Annotated in this window: 14 protein-coding genes; 8 read left to right on the top strand and 6 right to left on the bottom strand. The window is 72.8% G+C overall.

Features of this window, described 5'->3' with window-relative positions:
• Positions 1–5 precede the first annotated feature (5 nt).
• From AB0C17_RS23690 to AB0C17_RS23660, 7 genes are read left to right on the top strand one after another with little or no spacing between them, the layout of a single operon-like run.
• The gene (locus tag AB0C17_RS23690; protein WP_357389347.1) at positions 6–1,250 is read left to right on the top strand and encodes a M20 family metallopeptidase; all 1,245 of its coding nucleotides are present in this window, start codon (positions 6–8) and stop codon (positions 1,248–1,250) included.
• Positions 1,247–2,689, top strand: a complete 1,443-nt coding sequence (locus tag AB0C17_RS23685) for an aldehyde dehydrogenase family protein (RefSeq protein ID WP_357389349.1) — start codon at positions 1,247–1,249, stop codon at positions 2,687–2,689. Before AB0C17_RS23690 ends, AB0C17_RS23685 begins: the two co-directional genes overlap by 4 nt.
• Positions 2,690–2,711: 22 nt before the next feature.
• Complete coding sequence (locus tag AB0C17_RS23680; protein WP_357389351.1) at positions 2,712–3,656, top strand: ABC transporter permease; 945 nt, start codon at positions 2,712–2,714, stop codon at positions 3,654–3,656.
• Positions 3,653–4,537: an ABC transporter permease gene (locus tag AB0C17_RS23675; protein WP_357480522.1), complete on the top strand. Its 885-nt coding sequence runs from the start codon at positions 3,653–3,655 to the stop codon at positions 4,535–4,537. Before AB0C17_RS23680 ends, AB0C17_RS23675 begins: the two co-directional genes overlap by 4 nt.
• A gap of 5 nt (positions 4,538–4,542) precedes the next feature.
• Positions 4,543–5,529, top strand: a complete 987-nt coding sequence (locus AB0C17_RS23670; RefSeq protein ID WP_357389355.1) for an ABC transporter ATP-binding protein — start codon at positions 4,543–4,545, stop codon at positions 5,527–5,529.
• Entirely contained in the window at positions 5,526–6,350 is an 825-nt protein-coding gene (locus tag AB0C17_RS23665) for an ATP-binding cassette domain-containing protein (RefSeq protein WP_357389357.1), read from the top strand. The genes AB0C17_RS23670 and AB0C17_RS23665 overlap by 4 nt, the downstream gene beginning before the upstream one ends.
• Positions 6,347–7,102, top strand: coding sequence for an SDR family oxidoreductase (locus AB0C17_RS23660; protein WP_357389359.1), 756 nt, complete (start codon positions 6,347–6,349; stop codon positions 7,100–7,102). Before AB0C17_RS23665 ends, AB0C17_RS23660 begins: the two co-directional genes overlap by 4 nt.
• Positions 7,103–7,178: 76 nt before the next feature.
• Here the strand turns inward: AB0C17_RS23660 and AB0C17_RS23655 are convergent, their stop codons facing one another.
• The 5 genes from AB0C17_RS23655 to AB0C17_RS23635 form a co-directional block, all read right to left on the bottom strand.
• Positions 7,179–8,462: a dihydrolipoamide acetyltransferase family protein gene (locus tag AB0C17_RS23655; RefSeq protein WP_357480519.1), complete on the bottom strand. Its 1,284-nt coding sequence runs from the start codon at positions 8,460–8,462 to the stop codon at positions 7,179–7,181.
• Between the two features lie 14 nt (positions 8,463–8,476).
• Entirely contained in the window at positions 8,477–9,445 is a 969-nt protein-coding gene (locus tag AB0C17_RS23650; protein ID WP_357473596.1) for an alpha-ketoacid dehydrogenase subunit beta, read from the bottom strand.
• A 27-nt stretch (positions 9,446–9,472) separates the two neighbouring features.
• Positions 9,473–10,603, bottom strand: a complete 1,131-nt coding sequence (locus AB0C17_RS23645; protein ID WP_357480516.1) for a thiamine pyrophosphate-dependent enzyme — start codon at positions 10,601–10,603, stop codon at positions 9,473–9,475.
• 114 nt (positions 10,604–10,717) lie between these two features.
• Positions 10,718–12,049 carry an aspartate aminotransferase family protein gene (locus AB0C17_RS23640; RefSeq protein WP_357473590.1) on the bottom strand — a complete coding sequence of 444 codons (1,332 nt, stop codon included), beginning with the start codon at positions 12,047–12,049 and terminating at the stop codon, positions 10,718–10,720.
• A gap of 21 nt (positions 12,050–12,070) precedes the next feature.
• On the bottom strand, positions 12,071–13,561 hold the full coding sequence (locus AB0C17_RS23635; protein WP_357480558.1) for a CoA-acylating methylmalonate-semialdehyde dehydrogenase: 1,491 nt from the start codon (positions 13,559–13,561) through the stop codon (positions 12,071–12,073).
• Between the two features lie 149 nt (positions 13,562–13,710).
• On the opposite strand from AB0C17_RS23635, the gene AB0C17_RS23630 reads away from it, so the two are divergent.
• Complete coding sequence (locus AB0C17_RS23630; protein WP_357390816.1) at positions 13,711–15,354, top strand: PucR family transcriptional regulator ligand-binding domain-containing protein; 1,644 nt, start codon at positions 13,711–13,713, stop codon at positions 15,352–15,354.
• A 4-nt stretch (positions 15,355–15,358) separates the two neighbouring features.
• Here the strand turns inward: AB0C17_RS23630 and AB0C17_RS23625 are convergent, their stop codons facing one another.
• Positions 15,359–15,739 carry a hypothetical protein gene (locus AB0C17_RS23625; RefSeq protein ID WP_357390814.1) on the bottom strand — a complete coding sequence of 127 codons (381 nt, stop codon included), beginning with the start codon at positions 15,737–15,739 and terminating at the stop codon, positions 15,359–15,361.
• Positions 15,740–15,995: the final 256 nt, after the last annotated feature.

The following is a 15,995-nucleotide window of genomic DNA, read 5'->3' as shown; positions in this document are numbered from 1 at the left end:
ACGCCATGACGTCGGACACCCATGCCTCACTCCGCGCCGGCCATCTCGTCGACGAGCAAGCCGTCGTGTCGCTCACCCAGGACCTGGTCCGCATCCCCTCGACCTGGGACGCGGAGCGCGGGCGCAGTGAGCAGCCCGTGGCGGAACTCGTCGCGGAGGTCATGCGGGGCTTCGGGTGGCGGCCGGAGGTCACCGAGGTCGTTCCCGGGCGCCCCAACGTCGTCGCGGTGGTGGACGGTGGTCTGCCCGGCCCGACGCTGATGTTCGAGGGGCACACCGACGTCGTCACCGAGGGCTCTGTCGAGGAATGGACGGTCGACCCGTTCGGCGGCGACATCGTCGACGGGCGGCTGTACGGTCGCGGCTCCGCCGACATGAAGGCCGGTGTCGCCGCGATGATCCACGCGACCCGGGCCGTCGAGCTGGCCGGGCCGTTCCCGGGCCGGATCGTGGTGGCGGCCCTGGTGGACGAGGAGGGCCAGATGCTCGGCGCGAAGCACTTCACCACGACCGCGCTGGCCCGCGAGGTGGACGCCGCGATCATCTGTGAGCCGGAGGCGGAGGAGATCTGCGCGGTCGCCAAGGGCGCGGTCCGGCTGCTCGTCACCTGTACCGGCAAGATGGCGCACGGCGCGATGCCGCAGCACGGCCGCAACCCCGTGCCCGCGGTCGCCGAGCTGGTCGCCGCGCTCGGCCGGTTCCAGCAGGAGCTGCAGGCGGACCCGGGTGAGCACGAGCACCTCGGCCCGACGTACCTGACCCCCACGGTCCTGGACGCCGGTTCCGCCGACCAGCTCAACGTCATCCCCGGCCGCGCCGTGCTCGGCGTGGACTGCCGGACCGTACCCGGTGTCGACCACGCCGCCCTGGCCGCGCGGGTCCGCTCCGACGCCGACGCCATCGGCGCCCGGCACGGCGTCACCTTCGCCGTCGAGGTCGTCGACGACAGGCCGTGCGCGGTCACCCCGGAGGACCACCCGATCTCGCTTGCCGTGGCCGGCGCGCACCGCGCCGTCACCGGCGCCGAGCCGGTCTTCGGCGGCGTGCCCGGCGCGACCGACGGCACCATCCTGTGGCGTGACAGCGGCATCCCGAACGTGGTGTACGGCCCGGGCCCGAAGTGGATCGCCCACCAGCCCGACGAGTACGTCGAGGTCGACGACATCGTCCGCAAGACGAAGGTGTACGCCGACGCGGCGCTCGCCTTCCTCACCGGCACCACCGGCGCCCGGGCGGGAGCGGCGTCGTGACCGCGCGGGAGCTGCTGACCGCGCTGCCCGCCGGGCTGCCGATCGGCGCGGACTGGACCACCACCGCGCAGACCGCCCCGGTGCGGTTCCCGTACGACGGCAGCACTGTGATCCAGGCGCCCTGGGGTGACCCCACCGACGCGGAGAAGGCGGTCGAGGCGGCGCTCGGGGTCGCCGCGGAGATGGCCGCCCTGCCCGGCCACCGGCGGCGCGCGATCCTGACGACAGTCGCCGCCGAGGTGCGCGCCCGCGCCGACGACCTCGCCGAGCTGCTGGTCCTGGAGACCGGCAAGCCGCTTGTCGACTGCCGGGTCGAGGTGGCCCGCACGCTCGTCACGCTGGAGACGGCCGCCGAGGAGGTCGGGCACCTGACCGGCGAGACGGTGGCGCTGGACATGCAGCCGTCCGGCGAGGGCATGCTCGGCTTCTGGGTACGCCGCCCGGTCGGTGTCGTCGTCGGCATCACCGGGTTCAACTACCCGCTGCTGCTGGCCGCCCACAAGGTCGCCCCGTCGGTGGCGGCGGGCTGTCCGGTGATCGTCAAGCCGGCGCCGAACACGCCGCTGGCCACCCTGGTGCTCGTCGACCTGTTCCGCCGGGCCGGCTGCCCGGCCGCCGGGGTCCAGCTCGTCACCGGTGGCGTCGAGGTCGGCAAGCTCCTGACCACGCACCCCGGCGTCGCCGCCGTGTCGTTCACCGGCTCGGCGCACGTCGGCCACCAGATCGCCCGCGCCGCGGCCCCGCGCAAGGTGCTGCTGGAACTCGGGTCCAACGCGGCGCTCGTCGTCGGCCGCGACGCCGACCTCGACCGGGCCGCCGAGGCCGTCGTACGCGGCGGGTTCTACGCCTCCGGCCAGGCGTGCATCAGCGTGCAGCGGGTGATCGTCGAGGAGCCGGTCCGCGAGGCGCTGCTGGAACGCCTCCGGCCGCTGCTGGCCACTGTCACCACCGGCGACCCCCGGTCCGCCGACACCCGGGTGTCCGCGCTGGTGGACGAGGCGTCCACCGAGCGGGTCCACTCGTGGGTGGACCGCGCGGTCGCCGCCGGGGCGCGCTGCCTGTCCGGCGGTACGGCGCAGGGCCGGGTGCTGCAACCGACAGTGCTCGTCGACGTCCCCGAGGACGCCGAGTGCTGGGCGGAGGAGATCTTCGGCCCGGTGGTCTGCGTCCGGTCGGTGCCGGACATGGACGCGGCGGTCGAGCTGGTCAACAGGTCGCGTTACGGGCTCCAGGCCGCTGTCTTCACCCGTGACCTGGCGGTCGCCCTCGACGTCGTGCGCCGCCTCGACGTGGGCGGGGTGCTGGTGAACGAGGTGCCCGGCTTCCGCGCCGACAACATGCCGTACGGCGGCGTCAAGGACTCCGGCATCGGCCGGGAGGGACCGCGCTTCGCCATGGAGGAGCTGACCGTGACCAAGATGGTGATGATCAGGCCATGACTCGGAGTGGGAGCACACACGCATGGTGATCTACTTCGTCCGGCGGCTGGCCATCCTCGCGGTCTCGCTGTTCGCCGCGTCCGTCCTCGTCTTCACGATGCTGGCGCTGCTGCCGGGCGACCAGGCGCAGGCGATGCTCGGCGTGAACGCCACGCCGGAGGCGCTGGAGGCGCTGCGGGAGCAGTTCGGGACGAACCGGCCGTTCACCGAGCGGTACCTCGACTGGGCCGGCGGCCTGATCCGCGGTGACTTCGGCGTCTCGCCGCTCAGCGGCGTGTCGGTGGGCTCGGAGATCGCCGACAAGCTCGGCGTCACCGTGCCGCTCATCCTCGCCGGGATGACGCTGGCGCTGCTCATCGCAGTGCCGCTGGGCATCCTGGCGGCGGTGAAGAGCCGCACCGCCATCGGTACGGCGTTGTCGGCGTTCAGCCAGGTCGGCATCGCGGTCCCCTCGTTCTGGCTGGGCATCCTGCTCATCACCGTGTTCGCGGTGAAACTCCAGTGGCTGCCGGCCGGCGGGTTCACCGGCTGGGACGACGTCGGCGACGCCGTCCAGGCCCTGCTGATGCCGGCCCTGGCCCTCGGCGTGGCCCAGGGCGCGATCCTGATGCGCTACGTCCGCTCCGCGGTGGTCGAGGTCATGCAGGAGGACTTCATCCAGACCGCGCGGGCCAAGGGACTCAGCCGCTCGCAGGCGCTGACCCGGCACGCGCTGCGCAACGCCGCCATCCCGGTCATCACCGTCCTCGGCCTGCAACTCGCGACGCTGCTCATCGGCACCGTCGTGATCGAGAACGTCTTCGGCCTGCCCGGCCTCGGCCGGATGCTGTTGCAGGACGTCGGCAACCGCGACCTGCTGAAGGTGCAGGGCACGGTCATGGTGCTCACGGCGGCGGTGCTTCTGATCAACTTCCTGGTCGACGTGGTGTACCACGCGGTCGACCCCAGGCTGAGGAGCAAGGCATGACATCAGTCGCCGACGCCCCACCGGACGCCACCGCCGACGTCGTCGCGCCCGGCCCCGTCAAGCCGCGCCGCCGCTGGAACCTCACGCTGGTGATCGGCGCCGCCCTGGTGGGCCTGGTCGTCCTCACCGCGCTTGTGTCGTTCGTCTGGACGCCGTACGACCCGACCCGGGTCGACCCGGCCAACACCCTGCTGGCCCCGGGCGGCGACTACTGGCTCGGCACCGACCACTTCGGGCGGGACATCGTCAGCCAGCTGCTCGTCGGCGCGCGGACCACCCTGTTCGTCGGTGTCGTCGCCGTCGCGATCGCCGCGGCGATCGGCGTACCGCTGGGTCTGCTCGCCGCCGGCGGTGGGCGCTGGCTCAGCGAACCGGTGATGCGGGGGCTGGACATCGTCTTCGCCTTCCCGGCCATCCTGCTGGCGATCATCCTGGCGGCCGGCTTCGGCGCCTCCACGCTCACCGGCATGATCGCCATCGGCGTCGCCAACGTCCCGGTGTTCGGCCGCCTCACCCGGGCCGGCGCGATGCAGGTGCTGCAGAGCGACTTCGTGCTGGCGGCGCGCAGCTACGGCCGCCGGGGCGTGGTGCTCATGGTGCGGTACGTGCTGCCGAACATCGCGGCCCTGCTCATCGTGCAGGCGTCGGTGTCGTTCGCGCACGCGGTGCTCGCCGAGGCGGCGCTGTCCTACCTCGGGTACGGCACCCCGCCGCCGACCCCCACCTGGGGCCGGATGCTCCAGGAGGCGCAGAACTACTTCGTCGTACAGCCGATGCTCGCGGTCTGGCCCGGTCTGGCCATCGCCCTGTCGGTGCTCGGTTTCAACCTCATGGGCGACGGGCTGCGCGACGCCCTCGACCCGCGGCTGAGAGGACGGTGACCGGGATGAGCGGGCTCGTGGTGGAGGACCTCGTCGTCAGTGTCCACGACATCCAGGCCGTCAAGGGTGTCTCGTTCGAGATCGGGCGGGGCCGCCGGATGGGGCTCATCGGCGAGTCCGGCTGCGGCAAGTCGCTGACCGCGCTCGCGCTGATGGGCCTGCTGCCGCACGGCGTGACGGCGTCCGGACGGGTGCTGCTGAACGGCCGTAACCTGCTCGACCTGTCCGACAAGCAGATGTGCGCGGTCCGTGGCAACGACATCGCCATGGTGTTCCAGGAGCCGATGACGGCGCTGAACCCGCTGATGCGGGTCGGCAACCAGGTCGCCGAGTCGCTGCGGCTGCACAAGGGGATGAGCCGCGGGGCGGCCGCCGCCCGCGCCGTCGAGCTGCTCGACCGGGTCCAGCTGCCCGAACCGGACCGCACCGCGCGCAAGTACCCGCACCAGCTCTCCGGCGGTCAGCGCCAGCGCGTCGTCCTGGCGATCGCGCTGGCCTGCGACCCCGCCGTGCTGATCGCTGACGAGCCCACCACCGCGCTGGACGTCACCGTGCAGGCGGAGATGCTGCGGCTGATGGACACGCTGGTGCGCGAGGAGGGCGCGTCGCTGCTGCTCATCACGCACGACCTGCCCGTCGTCGCCAGCATCTGCCAGGAACTGCTCGTCATGTACGGCGGCTCGATCGTCGAGCACGGCGACGTTGCCACCGTGTTCGACTCGCCCCGGCACCCGTACACGGCGGGCCTGCGGGCGTCGACGGTGCTGGAGAGCACCGACGGCAGCGGCCGGCTGTCGACCATCCCGGGCCGGGTTCCGTCGCTCGGGTCGTTCCCCACCGGGTGCGTGTACCGCAACCGCTGCCCGCGCGCCGACGACGTCTGCCGGACCGTGCCGCTGCTGACCGCGCCGCCCGGCAGCACCCAGCGGGCGGCCTGCCACCACCCGATCGAGAGCGACCAGCCCCTAGGAAGCGGGAAGGCCAGCGCATGACCACCACCCCGTTGCTGGAAGCCGTCGACGTGGTACGCGAGTACCGCGCCCCGCGGCGGTCGCTGCGTACGCCGGGACAGCCGATCCGCGCGCTCGACGGCGTGAGCGTGCAGGTCCACGAGGGCGAGGCGTTCGGCATCGTGGGGGAGAGCGGCTCCGGCAAGTCCACCCTGTCGCGCATCCTCATGGCCCTCGACCAGCCGACCTCCGGCGCCGCGTTCTACCAGGGGCAGCGGATCAGCGGCCTGCCGGAGCGGCGGCTCGGGTTCCTGCGCCGCGACGTGCAGATGGTGTTGCAGGACCCGATGTCGTCGCTGAACCCGCGCATGCGCGTCGCGGACATCGTCGCGGAGCCGATGCGCGCGTTGCGCCTGCCCGGTGACCACCGGGCCCGCGTGGCCGAGCTGATGCACTCGGTGGGCCTGCCCGAGGAGGCGGTGACCCGCTACCCGCACCAGTTCTCCGGCGGCCAGCGCCAGCGCATCGCGATCGCCCGCGCCCTCGCGGCCGGGCCGAAGGTCATCGTGGGTGACGAGCCGGTCAGCGCGCTCGACGTGTCGGTGCGCGCGCAGATCCTCAACCTGCTCACCGACCTGGCCGAGCAGTTCAAGCTGACCCTGATCCTGGTCTCCCACGACCTGTCCGTCGTCCGGTACCTGTGCGACCGGATCGCGGTGATGAACCAGGGCCGGATCGTCGAGACGGGTGACACCGAATCGATCTACTCCGACCCTCAGCACCCCTACACCCAGAGGCTGCTGTCCGCGGTGCCCACCCTGAGCGGCGACCTCCTGGACCGATTCAACAGGAGCAGCACATGAGGTTGGTTGACCGCGTCGCCGTCGTCACCGGAGGCGCCAGCGGCATCGGACTGGCCACAGTCGGCCGGCTCGTCGAGGAGGGCGCGCGCGTCGTCATCGCCGACCTCGACGGCGACCGCGCCGCGAAGGCGGCCGCCGAGTTCGGCTCCGCCGTGACCGGCGTGGCCTGCGACGTCACCCGCGCCGAGGACTGCCGCGCCGCCGTGGAGACCGCCGTCGAGCGGTTCGGCCGGCTCGACCTCATGCACGCCAACGCCGGTACGCCGTTCACCGGCCCGGTCGACGAGGTCGACCAGGCGACGCTGGACCGCGTCATCGACGTCAACCTCAAGGGGGCGTTCTGGACCGCGCAGGCCGCCGTGCCCGCGCTGATCGCCGCCGGTGGCGGCGCGATCGTGTTCACCGCGTCCCTCCAGGCCGTCATCGCCCGTCCCCGGTACGCGCCGTACACCGCAGCCAAGCACGGCGTCATCGGCCTGATGAAGGCACTGGCGCTGGAACTCGCGCCGCATGGCATCCGGGTCAACGCGATCGCCCCGGCGGCGACCGAGACGCCGATGCTCTCGGCGTTCCTCGGGGGCATGGGCGACGTGCCGGACAGCGCCCGGGAGAACTTCCGCGCGTCGATCCCGCTGGGCCGCATGGCGACGCCGCGCGACTCCGCCGACGCGGTGGTGTTCCTCGCCAGCGACGAGGCGCGGATGGTCACCGGCCACACGCTCGTCCTCGACGGCGGCACCACGGCCGGCTGACGCGTACGCGGCCGCTCGTACGACGACGGCGCGTGGACGGACCCGGGTCCGTCCACGCGCCGTTCGTCTGCCGTCCTCAGCGCAGGGCCAGGCCCCACAGCGGATCCTCCAGGAACCGCCCGACGTGGGCGAGCACCCGGCTGCCCAGTTCCCCGTCCACCAGCCGGTGGTCGAACGACAGCGACAACTGCGCGGTCCAGCGGGGGACGACCTGCTCGTCGACCACCCACGGCATCCGGCGCAGCGCACCGAGGCAGAGGATGGCCGCCTCACCGGGGTTGAGGATCGGGGTGCCGGCGTCCACCCCGAACACACCGATGTTGGTGATGGTGACGGTGCCGCCGGCCAGGTCGGCGGGACGGGTGCGGCCCTCCCGCGCCGTGGCCGCCAGCTCGTTCAGGGCGACCGCGAGGTCCCGTACCGGAAGGTTCTGCGCGGCCTTGATGTTCGGCACCAGCAGGCCGCGCGGCGTCGCGGCGGCGATACCCAGGTTGACGTCGGCGAACCGGACGATCTCCTGGTTCTCCTCGTCCCACCGGGCGTTGACGTCCGGGTGCCGGCGGATCGCGTCCAGCAGGGCCAGGGACGCCACGAGCAGCGGGCTGACCTTCACCCCCTGGAACGCCGGGTCCTGCTTCAGCCGGTCCACGAACTCCACGGTGCCGGTCATGTCGACGGTGAGGAACTCGGTGACGTGCGGCGCGGTGAACGCGCTGGCGACCATGGCGGCGGCGGTCGCCTTGCGGACCCCGCGCACGGGCAGGCGCTCGTCCCGGCGGTGTTCGGCCGCCGGTGCCGGGCCGGTGGTGTGGTCGAGCAGGTCCTGGCGGGTGATCCGGCCGTCGGGGCCGCTGCCGCGCACGTCCGCCAGCTCCACACCGAGGTCCCTGGCGAGCTTGCGCAGCGGCGGCTTGGTGAGCACCGGCGGCCGGGACGTGTGCGCCGGGCGGGAGGTGTCGGCCGGCCGGACGGACGGGGTGCGACGTGGCCGGCGCGTCCGGGCCTGCGCGGACACCCCGTAGCCCACGAGCACCGCGGTGCGCTCCGCGGCCGGCTCGTCGGCGGACGTTTCGTCGGCGGGCGGCGCGGCGGCGGGCTCGTCGGCGGCCGGGCCGTCGCCCGCCACCCGGATCGCGATGATCGGCGAGCCGACCTCGACTGTCTGCCCCTCCTCGGCGAAAAGGCGGTCCACCACACCGGCGTACGGGCTGGGCAGCTCGACCACCGCCTTGGCGGTCTCGATGTCCACGATGACGTCGTTGAGGCGTACCGGGTCGCCCGGCGCGACCCGCCAGGTGACGATCTCGGCCTCGGTGAGCCCTTCGCCGACGTCGGGCAGGCGGAACTGCTGAACGGTCACTGCTCCTTCTCCCTTCACGCGGCCAGGACGCGGTCGACGGCGTCGAGGATCCGGTCCAGGTCGGGCAGGTACTCCTCCTCGACCTTCGCGGGCGGGTACGGCAGGTTGAAGCCGCCGACCCGCTCGACCGGCGCCTCCAGCGAGTAGAAGCACCGGCTGGTCACCTGCGCGACGACCTCGGCACCGAACCCGGCGAACGTGGGGGCCTCGTGGACCACCACCGCCCGGCCGGTACGGCGGACCGACTCCTCGATGGTCGCCACGTCCAGCGGGGAGATGGACCGCAGGTCGATCACCTCGATGTCGCGGCCCTCCGGTGCGGCCGCCTCGGCGGCGGCGACGCAGGTGGCGACGGTGCCCCCGTACGTCAGCAGCGTCACGTCGGTGCCCGGCCGCACGGTCCGGGCGCGGTCCAGCGGCAGCGGCGGCCCGGCGGTTGTCACCTCGCCCTTGACCCAGTAGCGGCGCTTCGGTTCGTAGAAGATGACCGGGTCGTCACCGGCGAGGGCCTGGCGGATCATCCAGTGCGCGTCGTCCGGGCTGGCGCAGTAGACGACCCGCAGCCCGGCGGTGTGCGCGAAGTACGCCTCGTTCGACTCGCTGTGGTGCTCCACCGCGCCGATGCCGCCGCCGACCGGGATCCGCACCACCACCGGCAGGGCGGTACGGCCGCCGGTGCGGGCGCGCATCTTGGCGAGCTGGGAGACGATCTGGTTGAACGCCGGGTAGACGAAGCCGTCGAACTGGATCTCGCAGACCGGGCGGTACCCGCGCAGCGCCAAACCGATGGCGGTGCCGATGATCCCGGACTCGGCGAGCGTGGTGTCCACCACCCGGGCTTCACCGAAGTCCTTCTGGAGGCCGTCGGTGACCCGGAAGACGCCGCCGAGCCGGCCGACGTCCTCGCCCATCAGGAGGACCTTGTCGTCGTCCTCCATGGCGCGGCGCAGGCCTGAGTTCAGTGCCTGAGAGAGGGTGAGCATGAAACGTGTTCTCCGATCGGGCGGGCGTCAGTCGAGGAAGGAGGCGCGGTAGGCGACGAACGCGTCGCGCTCCTCCCGCAGCAGCTGGGGCACGTCAGCCAGCACCGTGGCGAAGGCGTCCGCGAGGTCCGGCGCCGCCAGCGCCAGGCACTCCCGGCGGGTACGGTCGGCGATCTCGTCCGCCTCGGCCTGGACCTCGCCGAGGAACGCCTCGTCGCTCCAGCCCTCGGCGCGCATCAGCGCCTCGACCCGGGCCAGCGGATCCCGCGCCCGCCAGGTCTCCAGCTCGTCGTCGGTGCGGTACCGGGTCGGGTCGTCCGACGTGCTGTGCCCGCCCATCCGGTACGTGGTGGCCTCGACGATCGCGGGGCCGTTGCCGGACCGGGCGTGCTCGGTGACCGCGGACGTCACCGCGTACACCGCCAGCACGTCGTTGCCGTCGACCCACTCGCCGCGCAGGCCGAACCCGGCGCCGCGCCGGTGGATCGGCGTACGGGTCTGCGACGACGTGGGAGTGGAGATGGCCCACTGGTTGTTCTGGCAGAAGAACACCATCGGGGCGTCGTTGACGGCGGCGATGTTCATCGCCTCGCTCGCGTCGCCCTCGCTCGCGGCGCCGTCACCGAAGTACGTCACGACCACCGTGTCGCTGCCGTCGCGCTGCACGCCGAGCGCGTACCCGGTGGCGTGCAGCAGCTGAGCGGCCAGGACCAGCGTGTAGATGTGGAACGAGTACGGCTCCGGATCCCAGCCGCTGTGCGCGACACCGCGCCACTGGCGCAGCAGGTCGGCCGGGCCGATGCCGCGCCACAGCGCCGCGGCGTGCTCCCGGTAGCTCGGGAAGACGTAGTCGTCGGCGCGTACCGCCGCGACGGAGCCGACCTGGGCGGCCTCCTGGCCGCGGCACTGCAACCACAGGCCCAGCTCGCCCTGTCGCTGCAACGCGAACGCCTCGTCGTCGAGGCGGCGCGCGAGCCGCATCCCCCGGTACAGGTCACGGGTGAGCCGGCCGAGGGCGTCGTGGTCGGCGTCCACGTCCGGGTGCAGGCGCCCGTCCGGGGTGACGAGCTGGGTCCAGCCCTCGGACGTACGCGGAAGGCCGGTGGTGCCGGCGAAGGGGTTGGTGACCGGTGGGTCGGCGAGATCTACGGTAGTCATTCGTCACCTTCTGGGTGCGGGGTCTCCGCGTCACCGGGGTCGCCGGCCGTCTCGCGGATCTCGGATACGGGACCGCCCGCCGGGGTGGACCCGGCGGGCGGTGTGGGCGTTGCCTCAGACCGTGTGGCGGTCGGCGAGTGTCAGCGCCTCGTCGAGGATCGCCAGGCCCGCCTTGGCCTCCGTCTCCGACACGGTGCACGGCGGCACCACGTGGATCCGGTTGAAGTTCGCGAACGCGACCAGGCCGCCCCGCTTGCACGCGGCCAGCACCTCGTTCATCTCCGGCGACGACGACCCGTACGGCGCCAGCGGCTCCTTCGTCTCGCGGTCGCGCACCAGTTCCAGCGCCCAGAACACGCCGAGCCCGCGTACGTCACCGACGCTCGGGTGCCGGTCGGCGAGGTCGCGCAGCCCCGGGCCCAGCACGTCGGCGCCGATCGTGGCGGCGTTCTCGACGATCCGCTCGTCCCGCATCACGTTGATGGTCGCGACGGCGGCGGCGGTGGCCAGCGGGTGACCGGAGTAGGTCAGGCCGCCCGGGTAGGCGCGGTCGGCGAACGTCTCGGCGACGTGCTCGGCGATCACCACACCGCCGAGCGGGACGTAACCGGAGTTCACGCCCTTGGCGAAGGTGATCAGGTCGGGCGTCACGCCGTAGTGGTCCAGCGCGAACCAGGCGCCGGTACGCCCGAAGCCCGCCATCACCTCGTCGGCGATGTAGAGGATGCCGTGCCTGTCGCACAGTTCCCGTACGCCCGCGAGGAAGCCCGGCGGCGGCGGCATGATGCCGGCCGTGCCCGGCACCGTCTCCAGCACGATCGCGGCGATGGTGGACGGGCCCTCCATCTCCACGACGCGTTCGAGGTGGCGCAGCGCGAGCGTGCACTCCTCCTCCTCGGTGGTGGCGCCGAACTCCGACCGGTACCGGAACGGGCCGAAGAAGTGCACCACCCCGGCGGTGCCGTTGTCGCTGGGCCAGCGGCGCGGGTCGCCGGTGAGGTTCACCGCGGTCTGGGTGCCGCCGTGGTAGCTGCGGTACTGCGACAGCACCTTCGGCCGGCCGGTGTGCAGCCGGGCCATCCGGACGGCGTGTTCGATCGCGTCCGCGCCGCCGTTTGTGAAGAAGACCTTGTCCAGGCCGGCCGGGGTCAGCTCGGTGATCAGCCGGGCCGCCTCGCCGCGGACGTCGTTGGCGTAGGACGGCGCGATCGTGCACAGGCGGGCCGCCTGCTCCTGGATCGCCGCGACCACCACCGGGTGCTGGTGGCCGATGTTGGTGTTGACGAGCTGCGACGAGAAGTCCAGGTAGCGGTTCCCGTCACCGTCCCAGAAGTACGACCCCTCGGCGCGCTCGACCACCATCGGGTCGAGCTGCGACTGGGCGGACCAGGAGTGGAAGACGTGCGCGCGGTCCAGCTCGTAGGTGCGGCGTGCGCTGGTGCTCATCGGCGTTCTCTCTTCCGCTGCTCAGACGTTCTCGGGAAAGCCGAGGTTGATGCCGCCGTGGCTGGGGTCGAGCCACCGGGAGGTGACGACCTTGCCGCGGGTGAAGAAGTGCACGCCCTCGGCGCCGTGGGCGTGCGAGTCGCCGAAGAGGCTGTCCTTCCAGCCGCCGAAGGAGTAGTAGGCCATCGGCACCGGGATCGGCACGTTGACGCCGACCATGCCGACCTCGACCTCGTTCTGGTAGCGGCGGGCCGCGCCGCCGTCGTTCGTGAAGATGGCCGTGCCGTTGCCGTACCGGTTGGCGTTCACCAGGGTGAGCGCCTCGTCGTAGCTGCCGACGCGCACCACCGACAGCACCGGCCCGAAGATCTCGTCGGTGTAGACGCTCATCTCCGGCTGCACCCGGTCCAGCAGGCTCGGTCCGAGCCAGAACCCGGACTCGTCGCCGTCGACCCGCACCTCGCGGCCGTCCACCACCAGCTCGGCGCCGGCCTCGACGCCCGCGTCGAGGTACGACGCGACGCGGTCGCGGTGCTCCCGGGTGACCAGCGGGCCCATGTCGCAGGAGCGCCGCCCGTCACCGACCTTCAGGGTGGCGATGCGCTCGCGGATCCGGGCCACCAGGTCGTCGGCGACGGGCTCGACGACCACCAGGGCGGAGATCGCCATGCACCGCTCGCCGGCCGAGCCGAAACCGGCGTTCACCGCCGCGTCGGCGGCCAGGTCGAGGTCGGCGTCCGGGAGCACCACCATGTGGTTCTTCGCGCCGCCGAGGGCCTGGACGCGCTTGCCGTTGCGGGTGCCGGTCTCGTAGACGTACCGGGCGATCGGCGTGGAGCCGACGAACGACACCGCCTTGACCTCGGGGTGCTCCAGCAGCCGGTCCACCGCCACCTTGTCGCCGTGCACGACGTTGAACACGCCGGCGGGCAGGCCGGCCCGCTCCCAGAGCCGGGCCACGAGCAGCGACGCCGACGGGTCCTTCTCGCTGGGCTTGAGCACGACGGTGTTCCCCGCCGCGATGGCGATGGGCACGAACCACATCGGGACCATCACCGGGAAGTTGAACGGCGAGATGACGGCGCAGACGCCGACCGGCTGGCGGATCGAGTAGACGTCCACGTTCGTGGAGACGCCCTCGGAGTAGCCGCCCTTGAGCAGGTGCGGGATCCCGCACGCGAACTCGACGACCTCCAGCCCGCGGGTGACCTCGCCGAGGGCGTCCGAGACGACCTTGCCGTGCTCGGCCGTGATCAGCTCGGCCAGCTCCTGCTTGTGCTGGTTGACCAGCTCCCGGAACGCGAACAGCACCTGGGTGCGCTTGGTCAGCGACGAGTTCCGCCAGGAGGTGAACGCGGCGGCGGCGGAGGCGACGGCCTGGTCCACCTCGTCGACCGAGGCCAGCGGCACCTCCGTGCGGACCGAGCCCAGCGCCGGATCGTAGACTGGGGCCGTACGCTCGGTGACGCCGGCGAACGGCTTGCCGTCGATCCAGTGGGTCACCCGCTCCAGCGGGACGGGAGCGGGCACGGTGCCGGGTGCTGTCTGGGTCATGCCCGGATCATCTGCGCTTCCCCAGGTCCGGGCAATGGGCACTGTGTCGTTCCCGTACCCGGGATGCGCACATACTGTGCGCCGAGGGGAAGGGAGAAACGCCGCCGATGCCGATGACGGTTCGTGACGTGCTCGAACTGCCGGCGTTGCAGCAGGCCGGGCCGCGTGTCCTGGCCGGCCGGGACCGGCTGGACGCGCCGGTGCGCTGGGTGCACGTCGCCGAGATCCCCGAGATCGCCGACCTGCTGCGCGGCGGTGAGCTGGTGCTGACCACCGGCATCGGCCTGCCCCCCGACGACGACGGGCTGCGCCGCTGGATCGACGGCCTGGCGGCCGTCGGGGTGGCGGGCGTGGTGGTCGAGCTGGGCCGCCGGTTCGGTGGCACCCTACCGGCCGGGCTGGTCGAGCACGCCCGCAGCCGGAACCTGCCCCTCATCGCGTTGCGGCGCGAGATGCGGTTCGTGGCGGTGACCGAGGTCGTCCACTCCGTGATCGTCGAGGAGCAGACCGCCGAACTGCTCGCCAAGGACGAGATCCACCGCATCTTCACCGAGCTGTCGGTGGAGGGCGCCGAGCCCCGGCAGGTGCTCCGCGAGGTCACCCGCCTGTCCCGGCGTCCCGCGGTGCTGGAGAACCTCGCCCACCACGTGCTCGCGTACGAGACCGGCCCGCTGACCGCGGAGGAGTTGCTGGACCGGTGGGAGACCCGCTCGCGCGCGGTCGAGGTCCCGTCCGGCACCGGCTACGAGCCGCGCTCCGGCTGGCTGGTGACGAGCGTCGAGGCGCGCGGCAACAGGTGGGGGCGGCTCGTGCTGCTGTGCGACCAGGAGCCGCCGGCCCGGACCCGGGTGCTGCTGGAGCGGGCCGCGTCCACCATCGCGTTGAACCAGCTCGTCGCCCGGGACTCCTCGTCGGTCGAGCGGCAGGCGCGCAGCAGCCTGCTGCTGAGCATCGTCAACCACTCGGCGCCCACCCGGGACGTGGCGCTGCGGGCGCGCGGGCTCGGTGTCGTCCTGGAACAGCGACCGCTGCTCGGGGTCGTGGTCCGTCGGCGGCGGGCGGCCCCGGCCGGCGGCGCCGACCCGAACGCGCGCCGACGGGAGCTGCTGGACGCGGTGGAGACGGCGGTACGCGAGTGCGGGCTCGCCGCGCTCGCCGGCGACGTGGACGAGGCGGCGGGCGGCACCGGCGTCACCCTCCTCGTCGCCCTCGACGAGACCGGCTCGGACGAGGCCGCGCTGCACGGCCTGTCCACAGCGCTCACCCGGGCCGGTCACCGGGCCGGCTCGGACGTGGTGGTCGCCGCCGGATCGGTGGTCCGCACGCTCGACCTGGCCCGGCGCTCACTGGTCGAGGCGGCGCAGGTGGCCGACGCGACGGTGCACACCGCCGAGCCCCGCGCGTTCTACCGGCTGCACGACGTCCGCCTCCGGGGCCTGCTGTACCTGCTGCGCGACGACGTGCGCCTGCAGACGTTCGTCGAGCGCGAGCTGGGCCCGCTGCTCTCCTACGACCAGCGGCACGGCACGAACCACGTCGCGCTGCTGGAGACGTACCTGGTGGAGGGGCGCAACAAGCGGCGCGCGGCGGACGCGATGTCGCTGTCGCGGTCGGCGCTCTACCAGCGGCTGGAGCTGATCGAGCGGGTGCTCGGCGTCGACCTGGACTCGAGCGAGCGGCGCCTGTCGCTGCACGTGGCGCTCACCGCCCGCGACGTCATGCGCGCCGCCGGTCCGGAGCCCGCCGGCTGACCCGTCACCTGTGGGTGCCGCGGCCCGACCGCAGTCGCCGTACGCTCTCGCGGCTCGGCGCGCTGTGCACGCTGACGCTGACGACCGGTACGGCGTTCGCGACGCTCTTGCGCACCGTCTCCATCGGCGCCGTGCCGGGGGAGCACTCCACGATCATCACCGCGGACCGGTCGGGGCACTGCACGTACTGGACGTGCGAGACGGCGACCCGGCGCGAGTGCAGCACGGACAGCACCTTGAGCAGCCCGGTCGTGGAGTGCCCCACGCCGAGGTGGATCACCATCGTGCTCGGCGAGCCGTGCTCACCGGCCGGATCGGCGTGCGGGCGGCCGGGGGCGGGCCGGGGATGGCCGACGGTTGCGGGGGTGGATGCGGACACGCTCACGGGGGCCTCACTAGGACGAGCCGACAGGATGGCTTGGCCGGCGACGCACGCGGAGGCGTACGCCGCCTAGGTAATCAGCCGGGTCGCGATTCGATTGCCCACGGCGGGAGTGTGGCACGGGAACCCGCTCGCGGGGAGGCTGCGCCGGGCAGCCGTCCGCCACGTGAGACAGCGCCCTGACCTGCGGATCGACGGCCATGCGTCGGGATGGCGGGCGGCCCGCCGGGTTACCGGCCGGTACGCGAGCCCTTAAGGA

Source organism: Micromonospora sp. NPDC048887, assembly GCF_040649715.1.
Lineage (GTDB): Bacteria > Actinomycetota > Actinomycetes > Mycobacteriales > Micromonosporaceae > Micromonospora.
The sequence above is the reverse complement of the archived record's forward strand: the minus strand, read 5'-3'. Positions and strand labels throughout refer to the sequence as shown.

Coding starts and splice junctions, on each gene's coding strand:
- AB0C17_RS23690 (WP_357389347.1), top strand. CDS start 6: ATGACGTCGGACACCCATGCCTCACTCCGCGCCGGCCATCTCGTCGAC.
- AB0C17_RS23680 (WP_357389351.1), top strand. CDS start 2,712: ATGGTGATCTACTTCGTCCGGCGGCTGGCCATCCTCGCGGTCTCGCTG.
- AB0C17_RS23675 (WP_357480522.1), top strand. CDS start 3,653: ATGACATCAGTCGCCGACGCCCCACCGGACGCCACCGCCGACGTCGTC.
- AB0C17_RS23670 (WP_357389355.1), top strand. CDS start 4,543: ATGAGCGGGCTCGTGGTGGAGGACCTCGTCGTCAGTGTCCACGACATC.
- AB0C17_RS23665 (WP_357389357.1), top strand. CDS start 5,526: ATGACCACCACCCCGTTGCTGGAAGCCGTCGACGTGGTACGCGAGTAC.
- AB0C17_RS23660 (WP_357389359.1), top strand. CDS start 6,347: ATGAGGTTGGTTGACCGCGTCGCCGTCGTCACCGGAGGCGCCAGCGGC.
- AB0C17_RS23650 (WP_357473596.1), bottom strand. CDS start 9,445: ATGCTCACCCTCTCTCAGGCACTGAACTCAGGCCTGCGCCGCGCCATG.
- AB0C17_RS23645 (WP_357480516.1), bottom strand. CDS start 10,603: ATGACTACCGTAGATCTCGCCGACCCACCGGTCACCAACCCCTTCGCC.
- AB0C17_RS23640 (WP_357473590.1), bottom strand. CDS start 12,049: ATGAGCACCAGCGCACGCCGCACCTACGAGCTGGACCGCGCGCACGTC.
- AB0C17_RS23630 (WP_357390816.1), top strand. CDS start 13,711: ATGCCGATGACGGTTCGTGACGTGCTCGAACTGCCGGCGTTGCAGCAG.